Origin of the sequence: Streptomyces sp. PA03-6a (genome assembly GCF_033792765.1) — a bacterium.
Lineage (GTDB): Bacteria > Actinomycetota > Actinomycetes > Streptomycetales > Streptomycetaceae > Actinacidiphila.
Window position 1 is genome coordinate 25,052 of sequence record NZ_JARAVK010000008.1, and the last position, 15,093, is coordinate 40,144.

The following is a 15,093-nucleotide window of genomic DNA, read 5'->3' on the forward strand; positions in this document are numbered from 1 at the left end:
GAGGAGAGGGCGGACCATGGACTTCACCTTCGGCCCGGAGACGGAGGCCTTCCGCGCGCAGGCCCGGGAGTGGCTGGCGGCGCACCCGGACCGCGCACCCGGCCGGGAGTGGGAGCGGGAACTCGGCGCCGCCGGCTGGATCGGCCTCGGCTGGCGCGGCGACTACGGCAACCGGCGTGCCACCCTGCCCCAGCAGGTCGCCTGGGGCGAGGAGTACGCCCGCGCCGAGGCGCCCGCCCGGTCCGGGCACATCGGCGAGAACCTGCTGGCCCCCACCCTGGAGGCGCACGGCACGCCCGACCAGCGCGACCGCTTCCTGCCGCCGGTCGCACGCGGCGAGGAACTGTGGTGCCAGGGGTACAGCGAGCCCGGGGCGGGCTCCGACCTCGCCGGCGTCCGCACCGCGGCCGCCTCGGACCACGACGCCGGCGGTCCCTGCTACCGCGTGACCGGCCAGAAGATCTGGACCTCCCTCGCCCAGGACGCCGACTGGTGCTTCGTCCTGGCGCGCACCGAACCCGACTCGCGCCGGCACCACGGACTGAGCTTCCTGCTGGTCCCCATGGACCAGCCCGGCAGGGTCGAGGTCCGCCCCATCCGCCAGCTCACCGGGACGGCCGAGTTCAACGAGGTCTTCTTCGATGGGGCCCGCGCCGATGCCGCCCACGTCGTCGGCGGGGAGGGCAACGGCTGGCAGGTCGCCATGTCCCTCTTGGGCGTCGAGCGCGGGGTCTCCACCCTCGTGCAGCAGATCGGCTTCGAACGCGAACTGCGGCAGGTTGTCGACCGCGCCGTCGCCACCGGGGCGGTGACCGATCCCGTGCTGCGGGACCGGCTGGTGCGCCAGTGGGCCGAGTTGCGCACCATGCGCTGGAACGCCCTGCGCACGCTGGGCACCGCCGACCCGGCCGCCCCGAGCGTCGCCAAGCTGCTGTGGGGCGGCTGGCACCAGCGGCTCGGCGAACTGGCCGTCGCCGTCCGCGGCGCCCCCGCCGCGACCGGCCCAGCGCCGTGGGAGCCGGAGCGGCCGTACGAACTCGACCAGGCCCAGCGCATGTTCCTCTTCAGCCGCGCCGACACCATCTACGGCGGCTCGGACGAGATCCAGCGCACGATCATCGCCGAGCGGGTGCTCGGCCTCCCGAAGGAGCCTCGCGGATGAACAGCGACGGGACGTACGGCCATTGGATCGGCGGCCGGTGGCACGAACCGGCCGGAGCGCACTATCCAGTTGTCAATCCGGCCACGGAGGAGACCGTCGGGCACGCCCCCCAAGCGGGCCCTGCGGACGTGGACGCCGCGGTGCGCGCTGCCCGGGAGGCGTACGAGGGCTGGTCCCGTACGAGCCCGGCGGAGCGCGCCGCGATCCTGGAGCGGATCGCGGACGTCCTCGCCTCGCGGTCGGCGGATCTCGTACCGCTGCTCCAGCAGGAGACGGGAGCGACGATCCGTGTCGCGTCGAGCATGCAGATTCCTACGGCGGTGGACCGCTTCCGGCGCTACGCGCGGGGCGCGCTGGAGCCGGACACGATCCCCTTCGCGCCGCAGCCCGTGAAGGCCTCGCCGCTCGCCCCCGGCGGGCTGGTCAACGCGGCGGCGGCACGGCGTCCGGTGGGCGTCGTCGCCTGCATCACCTCCTACAACTTCCCCCTGGTCAACCTGGCCGGCAAGGTCGCCCCCGCCCTGGCCGTGGGCAACACCGTCGTCGCCAAGCCCGCGCCCCAGGACCCGCTGACCTGCCTGCTGCTGGGCGGGATCATGCGGGAGGCGGGCCTGCCCGACGGGGTGTTCAACGTCATCACCGGCTCGGGCGCCGCGGCCGGTGAGGCACTGGTCGCGCACCCCGGCGTCGACATGATCAGCTTCACCGGCTCGACGGCGGTCGGGCAGGCGATCGCCCGCGTCGCGGGCGCGTCGATGAAGCGGACCCTGATGGAACTGGGCGGCAAGGGCGCGGCGATCGTCCTCGAGGACGCCGCACCGGGCGTCCTCAGATCAGCGGTATCTGCTGTCGGTTCAACATGGGCATTCCATTCAGGTCAGATCTGCACGGCGCCGACCCGTGTGCTCGTCCCCCGCGGGCGGTACGAGCAGGTGATCACCGCCCTCGAACAGTACGCCCGTTCGCTGACCGTCGGGGACCCTGTGGATAACTCCACCGTCGTCGGCCCGCTGATCACCGCCGCCCAGCGCGACCGCGTCGAGGCGTACGTCGCCGGCGCCCGCGAACAGGGCGCCCGCGTCGTCACCGGCGGCGCGCGCCCCGACCTCAAACCCGGCTACTACGCGGCCCCCACCCTCCTCGCGGACGTCACGCCCGCCATGACGGTCGCCCGCGAGGAGATCTTCGGCCCGGTCGTCGCCGCCCTCCCCTACGACACCGAGGACGAGGCCGTCGAGATCGCCAACGGCACCCCGTACGGCCTGTACGACTACGTCTTCGGCAGCGACACCGCGCGCGCCTGGGCCCTGGCCGCCCGCCTGCGCAGCGGCAACGTCGGCATCAACACCGTGCAGCGTCATCCCGAGACGCCCTTCGGCGGCTTCAAGCACAGCGGGATCGGCCGCGACGGCGGCTCCTTCGGACTGCACGCGTACAGCGAGCTCCAGGCGGTGGTGTGGTGATGAGAGGCGTGATCTTCGACGGGACGCAGCCCGCGGTCGTCGACGACCTGGAGGTCCGGGACCCGGGCCCCGGCGAGGTGCTGGTCCGCATCCACGCGGCCGGGCTGTGCCACAGCGACCTGTCCGTCGTCGACGGGGTCATCCCCTTCCCCGTACCGGTCGTGCTCGGCCACGAAGGGGCGGGCGTCGTCGAGGCGACCGGCGCCGGCGTCTCGCACGTCTCGCAGGGCGACCGCGTGGCCCTGTCCACCCTCGCCAACTGCGGCACCTGCCCGGACTGCGACCGGGGGCGCCCGACGATGTGCCGCAAGGCCATCGGCCGTCCCGGCAGGCCCTTCAGCCGTCAGGGCGAGCCGCTGTTCAACTTCGCCTCCAACTCGGCCTTCGCCGAACTGACCGTCGTCAAGGCCGTCCAGGCCGTCCCCCTCCCCCGGGACATCCCCCTCACCTCGGCCGCGCTCATCGGCTGTGGGGTGCTGACCGGGGTCGGCGCCGCCCTCAACCGCGCCCGGGTCGACCGCGGCGACACGGTCGTGGTCATCGGCACCGGCGGCATCGGCCTGAACGTGCTGCAGGGCGCGCGCATCGCGGGCGCCTCCCGGATCGTCGCCGTCGACACCAACCCGGCGAAGGAGGAACCCGCCAGGCTGTTCGGCGCCACCGAGTTCGTGGACTCGGCGGAGGCGGCGCGCGCGCTGCTGCCGACCGGCGCCGACCACGTCTTCGAGTGCGTCGGCCACGTCGGGCTCATCCGCCAGGCCGTCGACCTCCTGGACCGCCACGGCCAGGCCGTCCTGCTGGGCGTGCCGCCGGCCGACGCCGAGGCGTCCTTCCTGGTGTCCTCCATGTACCTCGACAAGTCCATCCTGGGCTGCCGCTACGGCTCGTCACGGCCGCAGCGCGACATCGCGCTCTACGCCGACCTCTACCGGCAGGGCCGGCTCCTGCTGGACGAACTCGTCACCCGTACCTACCCGGTGGAGAACTTCGCGAAGGCGGCGGAGGACGCCCGGGGCGGCCGCGTGGCGCGGGGCGTGCTGACCTTCTGAGGCGGTTCAGAACGCCGCCGTCGCCCGGAAGGTCCGCCGGTAGGCGCTGGGCGAGACGCCGAGGACGGCCTGCAGGTGCTGCCGCATGGAGGCCGCCGTGCCGAACCCTGCCTGCGAGGCGACCTGGTCGACCGACAGGTCGCTGGACTCCAGCAGGTGCCGGGCGCGTTCGACGCGCTGCTGCGTCAGCCACTGCCCGGGGCTGGTGCCCACCTCCTCCCGGAAGCGGCGGGTGAAGGTGCGCACGCTCATCGCCTCGCGCTCGGCCAGCTCGCGCAGCGTCAGCGGCTGGTCGAGCCGGTCCAGCGCCCAGGAGCGCGCCGCGGCCGTGGTGGCCTGCTGGGGCTCGGGGACGGGCCGTTGGATGTACTGGGCCTGTCCGCCCTCCCGGTGCGGCGGCACGACCGTACGGCGCGCGCTGGCGTTGGCCACGGCCGTGCCGTGGTCACGGCGGACGAGGTGCAGGCACAGGTCGATGCCCGAGGCGACGCCCGCGGAGGTGAGGATGTCGCCGTTGTCGACGTACAGGACGTCCGGCTCGACCCGCACACGGGGGAAGAGCCTTTGGAAGTGGTCCGTGCTCGACCAGTGCGTGGTGGCGCGCAGGCCGTCCAGGTGGCCGGCCGCGGCGAGGAAGTACGAGCCGGTGCAGATGGAGACGAGCCGGGCGCCGGGACGGATGCGGGCGAAAGCCGCCGCCATCTCCTCGGGCAGCCGGCCCTCGGTGTGCGCGACGGAGCGCTCATGGGCGGCGGGGACGATGACGGTGCCCGCCGTCTCCAGGACCTCGGGGCCGTGGGCGACGTGGATCTCGAAGTCGGCGTCGGCGCGCACCGGTCCCGGACCGTGCGGGGAGCACGTCACCACCTCGTACAGATCGACCCCGTCGGAGTCCCTCGCGCCGCCGAAGATGCGGTGCGGGATGCCCACTTCGAAGGGGATCACACCGTGCTGCACCAGGACGACGACCCGGTGGCGCACCGGTGTGCGCGGAGGTGCGGTCGGCGAAGGCGTCTCCATGGATTCGGCCATGGCCCGATCCTTGCACAACATGGCCATCCGGCCACTCGTTCCGTGAAAGAGGATGCCGGATGCTGACCTGGTGACGCAGACTCCCGAGCTTCCCGTGCAGCCCCTGGCCGACAGGGGCCCCGACGTTCCCCGGCCGTTCCGCACGCCCCGGATCCACCGCGCGTGGTCGGTGGCGGCCGCCGCCTTCGTCACGCTCATCGGCGCCGCCGGCTTCGCCTCCCTGCCCGGACTGCTGATCGAGCCGCTGCACGGCGAGTTCGGGTGGTCGCGGGGCATGATCGGCCTGGCCGTCTCGGTCAACCTCGCGCTCTACGGCGTGACGGCGCCGTTCGCCGCCGCGCTCATGGACCGCTTCGGCATCCGCCGGGTCGTCGCGGCGGCGCTCGTCACCATCGCGACCGGTGCGAGCCTGACCGTCTTCATGACCGCGAGCTGGCAGCTCGTGCTCCTGTGGGGCGTGCTCGTCGGGCTGGGCAGCGGCTCCATGGCCCTGGCCTTCGCGACCACCGTCACCAACCGCTGGTTCGAGGACCGGCGCGGCCTGGTCACGGGCATCCTGACGGCGGCCGGCGCGGCGGGACAGCTGATCTTCCTCCCCCTGCTCTCCGTCATCATCGAGCACGCGGGCTGGCGCGCCGCGGCCCTCACCGTGGCGGGCGCCGCGGTCGTCGTCGCGCCCCTGGTCTACCTGCTGCTGCGGGACCACCCCGCCGACGTGGGCCTGGCCCCGTACGGTGCCGCGGAGTTCGTGCCGAAGCCGCCGCCGGTGACGGGGGCGGCCAAGCGGGCGGTCAAGGCGCTGTTCAACGCAGCCCGCGGTGGCCCGTTCTGGCTGCTGGCGGGGACCTTCGCGATCTGCGGGGCCTCGACGAACGGCCTGGTCAAGACGCACTTCGTGCCCGCGGCCCACGACCACGGGATGCCGGTGACGGCCGCCGCGTCACTGCTCGCCGTGATCGGCATCTTCGACATCGCGGGCACGGTGGCCTCCGGCTGGTTCACCGACCGCTTCAGCCCGCGGCGGCTGCTGGCCACCTACTACGGGCTGCGCGGACTGTCGCTGATGTTCCTGCCCGTGCTCCTGAACGATGCCGTGCACCCGCCCATGGTGCTGTTCATCGTCTTCTACGGCCTGGACTGGGTCGCCACCGTGCCGCCCACCATCGCCCTGTGCCGCGAGTTCTACGGCGCCGACAGCGCCATCGTCTTCGGCTGGGTACTCGCCTCCCACCAGTTGGGCGCCGCCCTGGTGGCGTTCCTCGGCGGCGCGGCGCGCGACGCCTTCGGCTCCTACGACGTGGTCTGGTACTCCTCCGGGGCGCTGTGCGCGGTGGCGGCGCTCATGGCGCTGGTGATCCGGCGACGGGCGACCCCGGGCGCCGGGGCGCTCCCGCTCGCGGCGTAGCCGGCCGGCCCCGGCGCTGCCGGGTCCCGCGGCTGCCCTGGTGGCGGTACGGGAACCGCGTGCGGCGCCGGGGCGTCCGTCCTGTGCGTGAGGGAAGCGACCAAGGGCCTCACCGCCCTTCTTGTGGCGGGCCTGGGTGCGGCGTCCGCGCTGCTGGCCTGGGCACCGCTCGCCAGGGTCAACGTCGAGGGCGGCTTCGAAGGGCAGCGCCGGGACTTGAGCGTCCTCTACGTCGACCTTCCGCTCATCGCCGCGGGCGGCGCCTTGGTGCCGCTCGCCTTCTGGCTGCTCATGCTGCGCGGGTCGCGCCGCCCCGGGCTCGCGGCCCTGGTGGCGGTGGCCGTGGCCGCCCTCGGGATCTGGGCGCTGACCAGTTGGTGGGCGCCCCACCAGGCGCCGGAGTTCACGGGCTGAGGCGCGTACGCGGCCGCGGTCAGGGCGCGAGCCGGCCGAAGCGGCCGCGGTGGAAGAGCAGCGGCTCGCCGCCTTCCGCCCCGTGGCCCAGATCCCGGACCCGGCCGATGACGACGAGGTGGTCGCCGCCGGTGTGCACGGCGTGGATCGCGCAGTCGATCCACGCGGCCACGCCGCGCAGCCGGGGCGAGCCCGTCACCGGCGCCGGATCCCACTCCACGCCCGCGAACTTGTCCCCGCCGCTCACGGCGAAGGAGCGGCACAGCTCCTGCTGGTCCGCGCCGAGCACGTTCACGCAGAACACCCCGGCCCGCGCGATGCGCGGCCAGCTGGTGGACGTGCGCGCCACCATGAAGGCGACCAGCGGCGGATCGAGCGACAGCGACGCGAACGACTGGCAGGCGAACCCGGCGGGTCCGCCCTGCGCGTCGTCCCCGGGCGCCGCGATCACCGTCACGCCGCTCGCGAAGTTCCCCAGTACCTTCCGGAATTCGGCCTGGTCCACCGGGGCGCGCTCGTCCGGCCGCACGGCCCGCAGTTCGGGCGGCGGCAGCGGGTCCACCCGCCCGGCCGTCGTCACCGCCCCGGCCGACCGGAGGTAGCGGACGACGGCGACCGCCATGCCTGCTTGTCCCATCACGCGGTCCATTGAAACTGACGGACCGTCAGAAGTGAAGGCCTGTGGGAAGGACGGCCGAAGCCCGCGCGTACCGTGCCTGTCATGGGATGGGGTACGGGGTGGGGGTTCCCGGCGCGGCCCGCGGTCGACCCGTGGGGCGATGCCGGACGCGCGGCGGCGGTCACGACGTACTGCGCGGTGGGGGTGATCGCGGCAACGGTCCGTATGGTCGTCCTTCCGTCCCTGAAGTCCGCGGACGGTGCCTTCGAGGAGCCGCTCGCCCTCTGCGTGCTGCCGCTGGCCCTGATCCCCCTGTGGGCCTTCGCGGTGGCCGCCTCGCTCCTGCACGCCCTGCCGGCGACGGTCCCGGGACTGCGGCTCGCGGGGCGCACCGGGCGACGCCCCCGCTGGCTCTGCCTGCTGGCGGCGGAGGCCGCGACGGCCGCCGTCCTCGCGGTGCCGGTGGTGTGGCTCGGCGGTCCGTACCTGCTTGCGTGGTTGTGCCTCGCGGGTGCCGGTGCGGCGCCGGTGCTGGTCACCTCGTTCTACGCGGGGCGCCGGGACCCGGAGGGCAGGACCGGGTGGGCGCGGCAGCGGCAGGTCGCCTTCCGGATCTCCGTCGTGACGATCGCGGTGATCGGGCTCGTCTTCGCGGGTGCTTTGCTGGCGTACGGCACCGGACTGCTGGAGGAGTACCGGCCCCCGCCCGGGGTCGCGGCGCCCGAGGGGTGAGCCCGGTGTCACCGGCCACGGAAGTCCGGTGGGCGGCGTTCGAGGAAGGCGTGCAGTCCCTCCTGGGCGTCGGCGGTGGTCATGTTCTGCTCCTGTGCGGCCGCCTCTGCGGCGAAGGCCGTCGCGCGGTCGGAGTCCAGGGACGCGTTGACGAGTTGCTTGGTCAGGGCGAGGGCGCGGGTGGGGCCGGAGGCGAGTCGCCGGGCGAGGGTGTCGGCGGCCGCGTCGAGCTCGTCCGCGGGGACGACGCGGTTGACCAGCCCGAGGCGTTCGGCGGCGGCGGCGGGGAGGTCGTCGCCGAGGAGGAGGAGTTCCTTCGCGCGGTGCGGGCCTATCAGGCGGGGGAGGAGGTAGGCGCCCCCGCCGTCGGGGACGAGGCCGCGGCGGACGAAGACCTCGATCAACTTCGCCGTGTCGGCGGCCAGGACGAGGTCGCAGGCGAGGGCGAGATGGGCACCGAGACCGGCGGCCGTGCCGTTCACGGCGGCGACCACGGGTTTCTCGCAGTCGAGGACGGCGGCGATGAGGCGTTGGGCCCCGGATCGGATCGTCCGGGCCACGTCGCCCGCGACCCGGTCCGCGGCGGCCGGACCGCCGCGCAGGTCGGCCCCCGCGCAGAACGCCCGGCGGCCGGCGCCGGTCAGGACGACGGCTCGCACGGCCGGGTCCGCAGAGGCCTCCAGAAATTTCTGGATGAGGCGTTCGCGCAGGTCAGGGGTGATGGCGTTCATCGCCTGGGGGCGGTTGAGGGTGAGCCGGGAGACCCCGTTGTCGGTGACGTGGAGTACAACGGATTCCACGGAGTCATCACGCTCCGTGACCACTCCACGGGGGGAGTCAGTCATGTGTGTTCTCCTGACGGCAGACGGCCAGGGCGTCCAGGGCGCAGGCGCCCTGCCCGCGCGGCAGCACCATCAGCGGATTGATGTCGAGTTCGGCGAGGCCGTCGCCGAGTTCCAGGGCCATGCGCTGCACGCGGAGGATGACGTCGACGAGCGCGTCCGCGTCGGCGGGTGGCGCCCCGCGCACGCCGTCGAGCAGGCGGGCGCCGCGCAGTTCCCGCAGCATGTCCCGCGCGGTCCCGGCGTCGAAGGGCGGTACGCGGACGGCCGTATCCCGCAGGACCTCGACGAGGACCCCGCCGAGGCCGGCGGTGACGGTGGGCCCGAAGAGCGGGTCGTGGCTCATGCCGACGACCATCTCCACGCCTCGCTCCACCATCTGGCAGACGAGGACGCCGTCGAGCTCCAGGTCCTCGCAGCGGGCGATGTCGGCGAGTTCGCGGTAGGCGTCGCGGACCTGGCTGGCGGAGGTGAGGCCGATCTTGACCAGGCCGAGTTCGGTCTTGTGCGCGAGCCGGTCGGCGGACGCCTTCATCACCACGGGGTAGCCGACCTGGGCCGCCGCCCGGACGGCACCGGCGGCGCTGGTGACCAGTTGCTCGCGCGGGACGCGGATGCCGTACGCCCGGAGCAGTTGCTTGGCGGCGTGCTCGCTCAGCCGGCGGCCGGGGTGCAGCAGGGCGCGCGCCTTCCGCGCGGAGGAGGAGGGCGTGCGCGGCGCGTCGTCGAAGGGGGAGCGGTAGCCGGCGGCGAAGCGGTGGTGGTCCAGCCAGGCCCGTACGGCGGTCACGCAGTTGCCGAAGGTGCGGAAGGTGGCGAGCCGGGAGGAGCCGAGCAGGGTGGTCCGGTAGGCCTCCTCGGTGCCCACGGGGGAGCCCCAGATCACGCACACCAGTTTGTCGGTGGCCTCGGCGGCCTCGGCGAGGTCCCGGGCCAGCCGGTCGCTCATCGGCGGGAAGGGGCCGGTGATCGGGCAGACGAGGACGCCGACCGCGGGATCGGCGAGGATCGCGTCGATGATCTTCCGGCCGCGCCAGTCACCGACGGGATGGCCCCCGCTGTCCACGGGGTTGGAGACGTTCAGGTACTCCGGTATCCACTGGTGGAGTTCGGCCTGCTTCGGCTCCGGGAGGGTGGGCAGCGGCAGCCCGGCGGCGGTGGCCAGGTCCGCGAAGTGCGCCCCGGTGCCGCCGGAGATCGAGTAGACGACCACGCCCTCGGCGGCCGGTGGCCGGGCCCGGGCCAGCAGGGCGGCGGTGTCCTGGAGTTCGTCCAGCGCGTCGACGCGGATCACGCCGAACTGGCGGAAGGCGGCGTCGGCGACCGCGTCGGATCCGGTGAGCTTGCCGGTGTGGGTGGCGGCGGCACGGGTGCCCGTCTCGGTACGGCCCACCTTGACCATGACCACCGGCACCTTGTTGCGGGCCGCGCGGTCGGCGGCGAGGGCGAACGAGCGGCCGTCCTTGAGGCCTTCGGCGTAGACCGCGATCGCGCCGACCTCGGGCCGCCCGGCGAAGTAGGAGAGGAAGTCGGCGGTCTCCAGGTCGGCCTCGTTGCCGGTCGGCGCCCAGTGGCTGAGCCGGATGCCGAGCTCCTGCAGGGCGTAGACCGGACGGCCCTGGTGGCCGGACTGGGTGATCAGGGCGATCGCCGGCCCGGGGAGGTCCTCACGGAACGCCTGGAAGGCGTTGAGGTTGGTGTTCGGCCCCAGCAGCCGCAGTCCGCTGCCCGCGACGGCCCGGCCGAGCCGCTCCTGGGCGGCGGCGCCCGCCTCCCCGGTCTCGGCGAAGCCGGAGGCGAAGACGACCGCGAACCGGGCCTTGGCCCCGGTGAGCTGCTCGAGGACGGGGAGGGGGTCGGCGACGAGCAGGACGGCAAGGTCGACCGGCTCGGGGAGATCCGCGACGGATGCGTGGCAGGGCAGACCGAACACGGTGCCGCGGCCGGGGTTGACCGGGTGGAGCCGGGCGCCGACCCGCTCGGCCCAGGTGACGAGTTGCCGGGTGATGCCGGCGTTGGGGCGGCCCTCGGCGTCCGAGGCGCCCACCACGGCCAGGGACTCGGGCCGGAAGAAGCGGTCGAGGTCGGGCACGCGGGCGTGCAGCGGGCGCCCGCTGACGTCCACGTCGTCCGTGCCGTGGCCCGGGCCGCCGGCGTCCGCCGCGGGATCGGTGCCGCGCGTGCTGAAGGTCGATCCAAGCATGTGTCTCGCCCGTCCCGCTCGAAGGTCCAGAGAACTGACGCAATGTCAGATTACTGAACTGACGATCCGTCAGGAACGGGGAGGATGCGAGAAACCTGTGCGCCCCGCGGGAAGGCGGTCCGGCCGGCCGAGGGGGAGCGGGCCGGCCGGTCCGCCGGACCGGGATGGAGCGGGAGCGGTACGGGGGCGGTGCGGGGGCGCGCAGGGGTGGTACGGAGGCGGTGCGTGCGGCGCGGGTGCTCGTCCGTACCCCCTCGGTACCCACCGCGCGCGTTCGCTACCGCCGCGCCACCGCTTTGGCGATCCGGCGCGCGTCGATGGCCATTTCACGGAACATGCCGCTGATGGGATTGGTGAAGCCGGTGAAGTACAGGCCGGGAGCGTTGTTCGGGCTGCGGCCGCCGTGCCGCACGGGCCGGCCCCGCTCGTCCAGGACGTCGAGATGACCGACGAGCGGTTCCAGGCCGCGCCGGTAGCCGGTGGCCGCGACCACCGCGTCGGGGGTGATCCGCGTGCCGTCGGCGAGCAGCACCTCGCGCCCGTCGAAGCCCTCGACGGCGGCGACGGGTTCGACCTTCCCCGACCGGACGGCGTCGATGATGCCGACGTCCTGGACGGGGACGGAGCCCTCCCGCACCCGCGAGTAGAGCCCGTTGTCCGGGCGGGGCAGCCCGTACGCGGACAGGTCCGGCACGGAGACGCGCTCCACGTAGGGCGCGATCTTGTCGACCAGCTTCGTGGGGAGTCGGCGGACCATGATCCCGGTGCGCTGCGCGGGCCACCCCGCGGTGGAGCGGCGCATGATGTGCGGGGGCGTCCGCACCGCCAGCCGGACGCGGGCCGCGCCGGACTCGGCGAGGTCGACGGCGATCTCAGCGCCGGTGTTGCCCACGCCCACGACCAGGACGTCCCGGCCCTCGTAGGGCCGGCCGTTGCGGTAGCGGGAGGCGTGCAGCAGCTCTCCGTCGAAGGTGTCGCGCCCGGGCCAGTCCGGAAGGTGCGGCGTGTGGTTGTAGCCGGTGGCGACGACGACGCTCCGCGCGGTCAGCCGGCGCCCGCCGGTGGCCGGGAGCACCCAGCCCGCAGCCGGGTCCCCGGCGGGCTCGATCCGCCCCACCTCTATGCCGGTGGCGACGTCCAGCCCGTGGAACTCGGCGTACTGCTCCAGGTAGCGCACGACGTCGTCGCGGCCCACCCAGCGGCCGTACGGCCGGGGTATCCCGAGGCCCGGGAGCGCGGACAGGCGTCTGGTCGTGTGCAGCCGCAGCCGGTCGTAGTGGCCGCGCCAGGAGGCGCCCACCGCGTCCGACCGCTCGACGACCAGGGTGCGCACGCCCCGGTGCCGCAGCGACGCCGCGACGGCGAGGCCGCCGGGACCGGCGCCGACGACGATGGCGTCCGGCGCCGCCGTGTTCGGTAGGGGGGTGGCGGCGGATGCGGAGGTGCCGGCGGATGCCGAGGTGTCGGTCATGGCTGCTCCCGTGCCTGCAGGGTGAGGGTCACTCCGGAAGGTAGCGCGCTTTCGCCCCGGCACCTTGCGGAGGTGCGACCGCATCCGGTCAACTGACATACCGTCAGATTCCTTGCCCCGGGGAGGCACACGATGCAGACGATCTGGCTGACCGGCGCCGAATGGCTCGCCGTCCTGCGCATCGGCCTCGGGCTGTGGTGGCTGGAGAGCTGGCGGCACAAGGACAAGAAGGGCTGGTTCGAGCGGGGCACCGGCATCACCTGGGCCGCCGACGTCGCCGCGAAGCACCGCTGGACCTTCGTCCGGGGCGGATTCACCGCGGTCGTCGCGCCCCGCCCCAAGGTGATGGCCTACGTCGTCGTCCACGCCGAACTGGCCGTCGGGCTCGGTCTCACCGCCGGGCTGCTGACACCGGTCGCGCTGGCCGGCGGCATCGTCCTCAACCTGCTCTACCTCGTCCTCATGATCCACGACTGGGCGGAGCAGGGGCAGAACGCCATGATGATCCTCGCCTCCGTCGTCCTCCTCTTCGCCATGGGCTGGCAGACCTGGTCCCTCGACAGCGTCTGGGGGCTCTTCCTGTGACCGGTCTGCCCGAGCCCGACGCCTTCACGCGCACCTACTGGAGCGCCGCCGCCGAGGGCCGGCTGCTGATCCGCCGGTGCCTGGCCGCGGGCTGCGGCGCCGCCCACCACTACCCCCGGGAGTTCTGCCCGCACTGCTGGAGCGAGGAGGTCGTCTGGGAGCAGGCCGCGGGCCACGCCACCCTCTACACCTGGTCCGTGGTGCACGCCAACGACCTCCGGCCGTTCGCCGGACGCGTCCCCTACGTCGCCGCCGTCGTCGACCTCGCCGAGGGGCCGCGCATGATGACGGAGGTCGTCGGCTGCGCCCACGACGCGCTGCGCGTCGGGATGGACCTGCGCGTCTGCTTCCGCCCCGCGGCCGCAGGTGGGGAGATCGCGATCCCCGTCTTCCGTCCGGCCAGGGCGGCCACCGCCTCCTTTGCTTGAATGAGGACGTGCTGAGGCCGGTGGAGTTGGAAGCGTACGGACTGCTGCTCAGGCCCTGGGAGGAGACGTCCGGCGACCTCGACGCGGCACTGCGCGGCCTCGCGGACCCGGACTTCCGCCGCTGGAACACCGCGCACGCCCCCGAGCCCGACGAAGCCGGCGTGCGGGCGTTCCTGCGGCGCCGGCGCGACGGCTGGGGGGCCGGCGACCTCGCGTCGTTCGCCGTCACCGAGGCCGGTGTGGTGCTCGGCCAGGCCGGGATAGGGATGATCGACCACGCCATGCGCGGCGCACGCGTCAGCTACTGGACGCTCCCCGAGGCCCGTGGGCGCGGCGTCGCCTCCCGGGCCCTGGAGGCGGTCACCCGGTGGGCCTTCCGCGATCTCGGCCTGCACCGGCTGGAACTGGGCCACGCCGTCGGCAATGAGCCCTCCTGCGGTGTCGCGCGGCGCTGCGGTTACGTCCTCGAAGGGGTCCTGCGCGAGGCGGTCGTCGACCTGTCCGGCGCCCTTCGGGACGTCCACCTGCACAGCCGCCTGGCGACCGACCCACGTCCCTGACCCCGGCAACCCCACCGAGATTTGCCGCGCCTTGGGGGAATCTTGTGCCGATCGGGACAAGTGCTTTCCCGATCGCCGTGTGCGGGTTGGCTAAGGTGCGATCCGCCCCTCGCGCGCCGCGGACCCGTACGCCGGTGCTTCCGCGCGCGCCGCACAGCCGCCGCACGCGTGCCGCGCGCCGTGCCGGGGGCCTCAGCAGTCCTGCCAGGCGCACCCGGTGCGGTGCGTCCCGTGTCGCGAATGGGGTGGGGATGTCCGGTCACCGGATGTCGAAGAAGCGTCGTTACATCGCCTGGGCGGTGGCGGCGGCCGCGGTGCTCGTGGGCGGTGGTGTCGCGGCGGGGGCCTCGATGGCCACCACGGTGTCGCGCCCGGCCCCGAAGGTCTACACGGGGCGGGCGTTCGACACCTGCACGGCGCCCTCCGCGTCGGCGATGAAGGCGTGGCACAACGGGTTCTACGGTGCGGCGGCGGTGTACGTCGGCGGCAAGAACCGGGGGTGCGCGCAGCCGAACCTGACCGCGTCCTGGGTCAAGTCGGTCAGCGCCACGGGCTGGAAGCTGATCCCGCTCTACGTGGGCGCGCAGCCGCCGTGCCAGACCAGCCGCAACCCGGAGAAGCTGACCGCCTCCACCGCGGCCTCGCTGGGCGCGGCGGACGGCGCGGACGCGGTGGCCAAGTCGTCGGCGCTGGGGATGAAGGCCGGCAGCCCGGTGTACCTGGACATGGAGTCGTACGACGTCACCAACACCTCGTGCAACAACGCGGTGCTCGCGTACGTCCGGGCGTGGGACAAGGCCGTGCACGCCAAGGGCTACTGGGCCGGCTTCTACGGCTTCCGCAGCTCCAGCGCGAAGGCCGTCGCCACGGCGGCCAACCGCACCGACCTGCCGGACGTCCTGTGGTACGCGCTGTGGGACGAGCACAAGACCACGACCACGGACTGGCCGTTCTCCACGTCGCTGTGGACCGGGCACCGCCGCGGCCACCAGTACATGGTCAACAGCAAGGAGACCCGCGGCGGTTACACCATCACCGTGGACCGCAGCGACTGGGACGCCCCGGTCGCCGTCACCGGCTGACGTCCGAGGGGGCGGTGGAGCCCCGGCGGGGCGGGACTGAGGGTCC

The 15,093-nt window shown here is 73.8% G+C and carries 15 protein-coding genes; 10 read left to right on the plus strand and 5 right to left on the minus strand.

Annotated elements, in window-relative coordinates:
• The first annotated feature begins 16 nt into the window (after positions 1-16).
• From PV350_RS03550 to PV350_RS03560, 3 genes are read left to right on the plus strand one after another with little or no spacing between them, the layout of a single operon-like run.
• Positions 17-1,162, plus strand: coding sequence for an acyl-CoA dehydrogenase family protein (locus PV350_RS03550; RefSeq protein WP_500332792.1), 1,146 nt, complete (start codon positions 17-19; stop codon positions 1,160-1,162).
• A complete protein-coding gene (locus PV350_RS03555; protein ID WP_500332793.1) occupies positions 1,159-2,625 on the plus strand; it encodes an aldehyde dehydrogenase family protein in 1,467 nt (488 codons plus the stop codon). The genes PV350_RS03550 and PV350_RS03555 overlap by 4 nt, the downstream gene beginning before the upstream one ends.
• Complete coding sequence (locus tag PV350_RS03560; RefSeq protein WP_500332794.1) at positions 2,625-3,674, plus strand: Zn-dependent alcohol dehydrogenase; 1,050 nt, start codon at positions 2,625-2,627, stop codon at positions 3,672-3,674. Before PV350_RS03555 ends, PV350_RS03560 begins: the two co-directional genes overlap by 1 nt.
• 6 nt (positions 3,675-3,680) lie before the next feature.
• Here PV350_RS03560 and PV350_RS03565 read toward each other — a convergent pair whose 3' ends face one another.
• The gene (locus PV350_RS03565; RefSeq protein WP_499512427.1) at positions 3,681-4,706 is read right to left on the minus strand and encodes a GlxA family transcriptional regulator; all 1,026 of its coding nucleotides are present in this window, start codon (positions 4,704-4,706) and stop codon (positions 3,681-3,683) included.
• A 70-nt stretch (positions 4,707-4,776) separates the two neighbouring features.
• On the opposite strand from PV350_RS03565, the gene PV350_RS03570 reads away from it, so the two are divergent.
• Positions 4,777-6,111 (plus strand): MFS transporter, encoded by a 1,335-nt coding sequence (locus PV350_RS03570; RefSeq protein ID WP_499512426.1) that lies wholly within the window; start codon positions 4,777-4,779, stop codon positions 6,109-6,111.
• Positions 6,112-6,198: 87 nt separating this feature from the next.
• The gene (locus tag PV350_RS03575) at positions 6,199-6,525 is read left to right on the plus strand and encodes a hypothetical protein (RefSeq protein ID WP_499512425.1); all 327 of its coding nucleotides are present in this window, start codon (positions 6,199-6,201) and stop codon (positions 6,523-6,525) included.
• Between the two features lie 19 nt (positions 6,526-6,544).
• Here PV350_RS03575 and PV350_RS03580 read toward each other — a convergent pair whose 3' ends face one another.
• Positions 6,545-7,162: a flavin reductase family protein gene (locus tag PV350_RS03580; RefSeq protein ID WP_499512424.1), complete on the minus strand. Its 618-nt coding sequence runs from the start codon at positions 7,160-7,162 to the stop codon at positions 6,545-6,547.
• 84 nt (positions 7,163-7,246) lie between these two features.
• On the opposite strand from PV350_RS03580, the gene PV350_RS03585 reads away from it, so the two are divergent.
• On the plus strand, positions 7,247-7,876 hold the full coding sequence (locus PV350_RS03585) for a hypothetical protein (RefSeq protein ID WP_499512423.1): 630 nt from the start codon (positions 7,247-7,249) through the stop codon (positions 7,874-7,876).
• An 8-nt stretch (positions 7,877-7,884) separates the two neighbouring features.
• Here PV350_RS03585 and PV350_RS03590 read toward each other — a convergent pair whose 3' ends face one another.
• The 3 genes from PV350_RS03590 to PV350_RS03600 form a co-directional block, all read right to left on the minus strand.
• Positions 7,885-8,721: an enoyl-CoA hydratase/isomerase family protein gene (locus PV350_RS03590; RefSeq protein WP_500332795.1), complete on the minus strand. Its 837-nt coding sequence runs from the start codon at positions 8,719-8,721 to the stop codon at positions 7,885-7,887.
• On the minus strand, positions 8,714-10,921 hold the full coding sequence (locus tag PV350_RS03595) for an acetate--CoA ligase family protein (RefSeq protein WP_500332796.1): 2,208 nt from the start codon (positions 10,919-10,921) through the stop codon (positions 8,714-8,716). The genes PV350_RS03590 and PV350_RS03595 overlap by 8 nt, the downstream gene beginning before the upstream one ends.
• A gap of 277 nt (positions 10,922-11,198) precedes the next feature.
• Positions 11,199-12,392 (minus strand): flavin-containing monooxygenase, encoded by a 1,194-nt coding sequence (locus tag PV350_RS03600; protein ID WP_500332797.1) that lies wholly within the window; start codon positions 12,390-12,392, stop codon positions 11,199-11,201.
• A gap of 132 nt (positions 12,393-12,524) precedes the next feature.
• Between PV350_RS03600 and PV350_RS03605 the strand changes: the two genes are divergently transcribed.
• The 4 genes from PV350_RS03605 (at position 12,525) to PV350_RS03620 (ending at position 15,047) form a co-directional block, all read left to right on the plus strand.
• The gene (locus tag PV350_RS03605) at positions 12,525-12,977 is read left to right on the plus strand and encodes a DoxX family protein (RefSeq protein ID WP_499512419.1); all 453 of its coding nucleotides are present in this window, start codon (positions 12,525-12,527) and stop codon (positions 12,975-12,977) included.
• A complete protein-coding gene (locus PV350_RS03610) occupies positions 12,974-13,405 on the plus strand; it encodes a Zn-ribbon domain-containing OB-fold protein (RefSeq protein ID WP_499512418.1) in 432 nt (143 codons plus the stop codon). Before PV350_RS03605 ends, PV350_RS03610 begins: the two co-directional genes overlap by 4 nt.
• Before the next feature lie 8 nt (positions 13,406-13,413).
• Positions 13,414-13,965 carry a GNAT family N-acetyltransferase gene (locus PV350_RS03615; protein WP_500332798.1) on the plus strand — a complete coding sequence of 184 codons (552 nt, stop codon included), beginning with the start codon at positions 13,414-13,416 and terminating at the stop codon, positions 13,963-13,965.
• A 251-nt stretch (positions 13,966-14,216) separates the two neighbouring features.
• Entirely contained in the window at positions 14,217-15,047 is an 831-nt protein-coding gene (locus PV350_RS03620) for a glycoside hydrolase domain-containing protein (RefSeq protein WP_500332799.1), read from the plus strand.
• Positions 15,048-15,093 lie beyond the last annotated feature (46 nt).

Coding starts and splice junctions, on each gene's coding strand:
- PV350_RS03565 (WP_499512427.1), bottom strand. CDS start 4,706: ATGGCCGAATCCATGGAGACGCCTTCGCCGACCGCACCTCCGCGCACA.
- PV350_RS03605 (WP_499512419.1), top strand. CDS start 12,525: ATGCAGACGATCTGGCTGACCGGCGCCGAATGGCTCGCCGTCCTGCGC.
- PV350_RS03600 (WP_500332797.1), bottom strand. CDS start 12,392: ATGACCGACACCTCGGCATCCGCCGGCACCTCCGCATCCGCCGCCACC.
- PV350_RS03620 (WP_500332799.1), top strand. CDS start 14,217: ATGTCCGGTCACCGGATGTCGAAGAAGCGTCGTTACATCGCCTGGGCG.
- PV350_RS03580 (WP_499512424.1), bottom strand. CDS start 7,162: ATGGGACAAGCAGGCATGGCGGTCGCCGTCGTCCGCTACCTCCGGTCG.
- PV350_RS03595 (WP_500332796.1), bottom strand. CDS start 10,921: ATGCTTGGATCGACCTTCAGCACGCGCGGCACCGATCCCGCGGCGGAC.
- PV350_RS03560 (WP_500332794.1), top strand. CDS start 2,625: ATGAGAGGCGTGATCTTCGACGGGACGCAGCCCGCGGTCGTCGACGAC.
- PV350_RS03550 (WP_500332792.1), top strand. CDS start 17: ATGGACTTCACCTTCGGCCCGGAGACGGAGGCCTTCCGCGCGCAGGCC.
- PV350_RS03585 (WP_499512423.1), top strand. CDS start 7,247: ATGGGATGGGGTACGGGGTGGGGGTTCCCGGCGCGGCCCGCGGTCGAC.
- PV350_RS03590 (WP_500332795.1), bottom strand. CDS start 8,721: ATGACTGACTCCCCCCGTGGAGTGGTCACGGAGCGTGATGACTCCGTG.
- PV350_RS03555 (WP_500332793.1), top strand. CDS start 1,159: ATGAACAGCGACGGGACGTACGGCCATTGGATCGGCGGCCGGTGGCAC.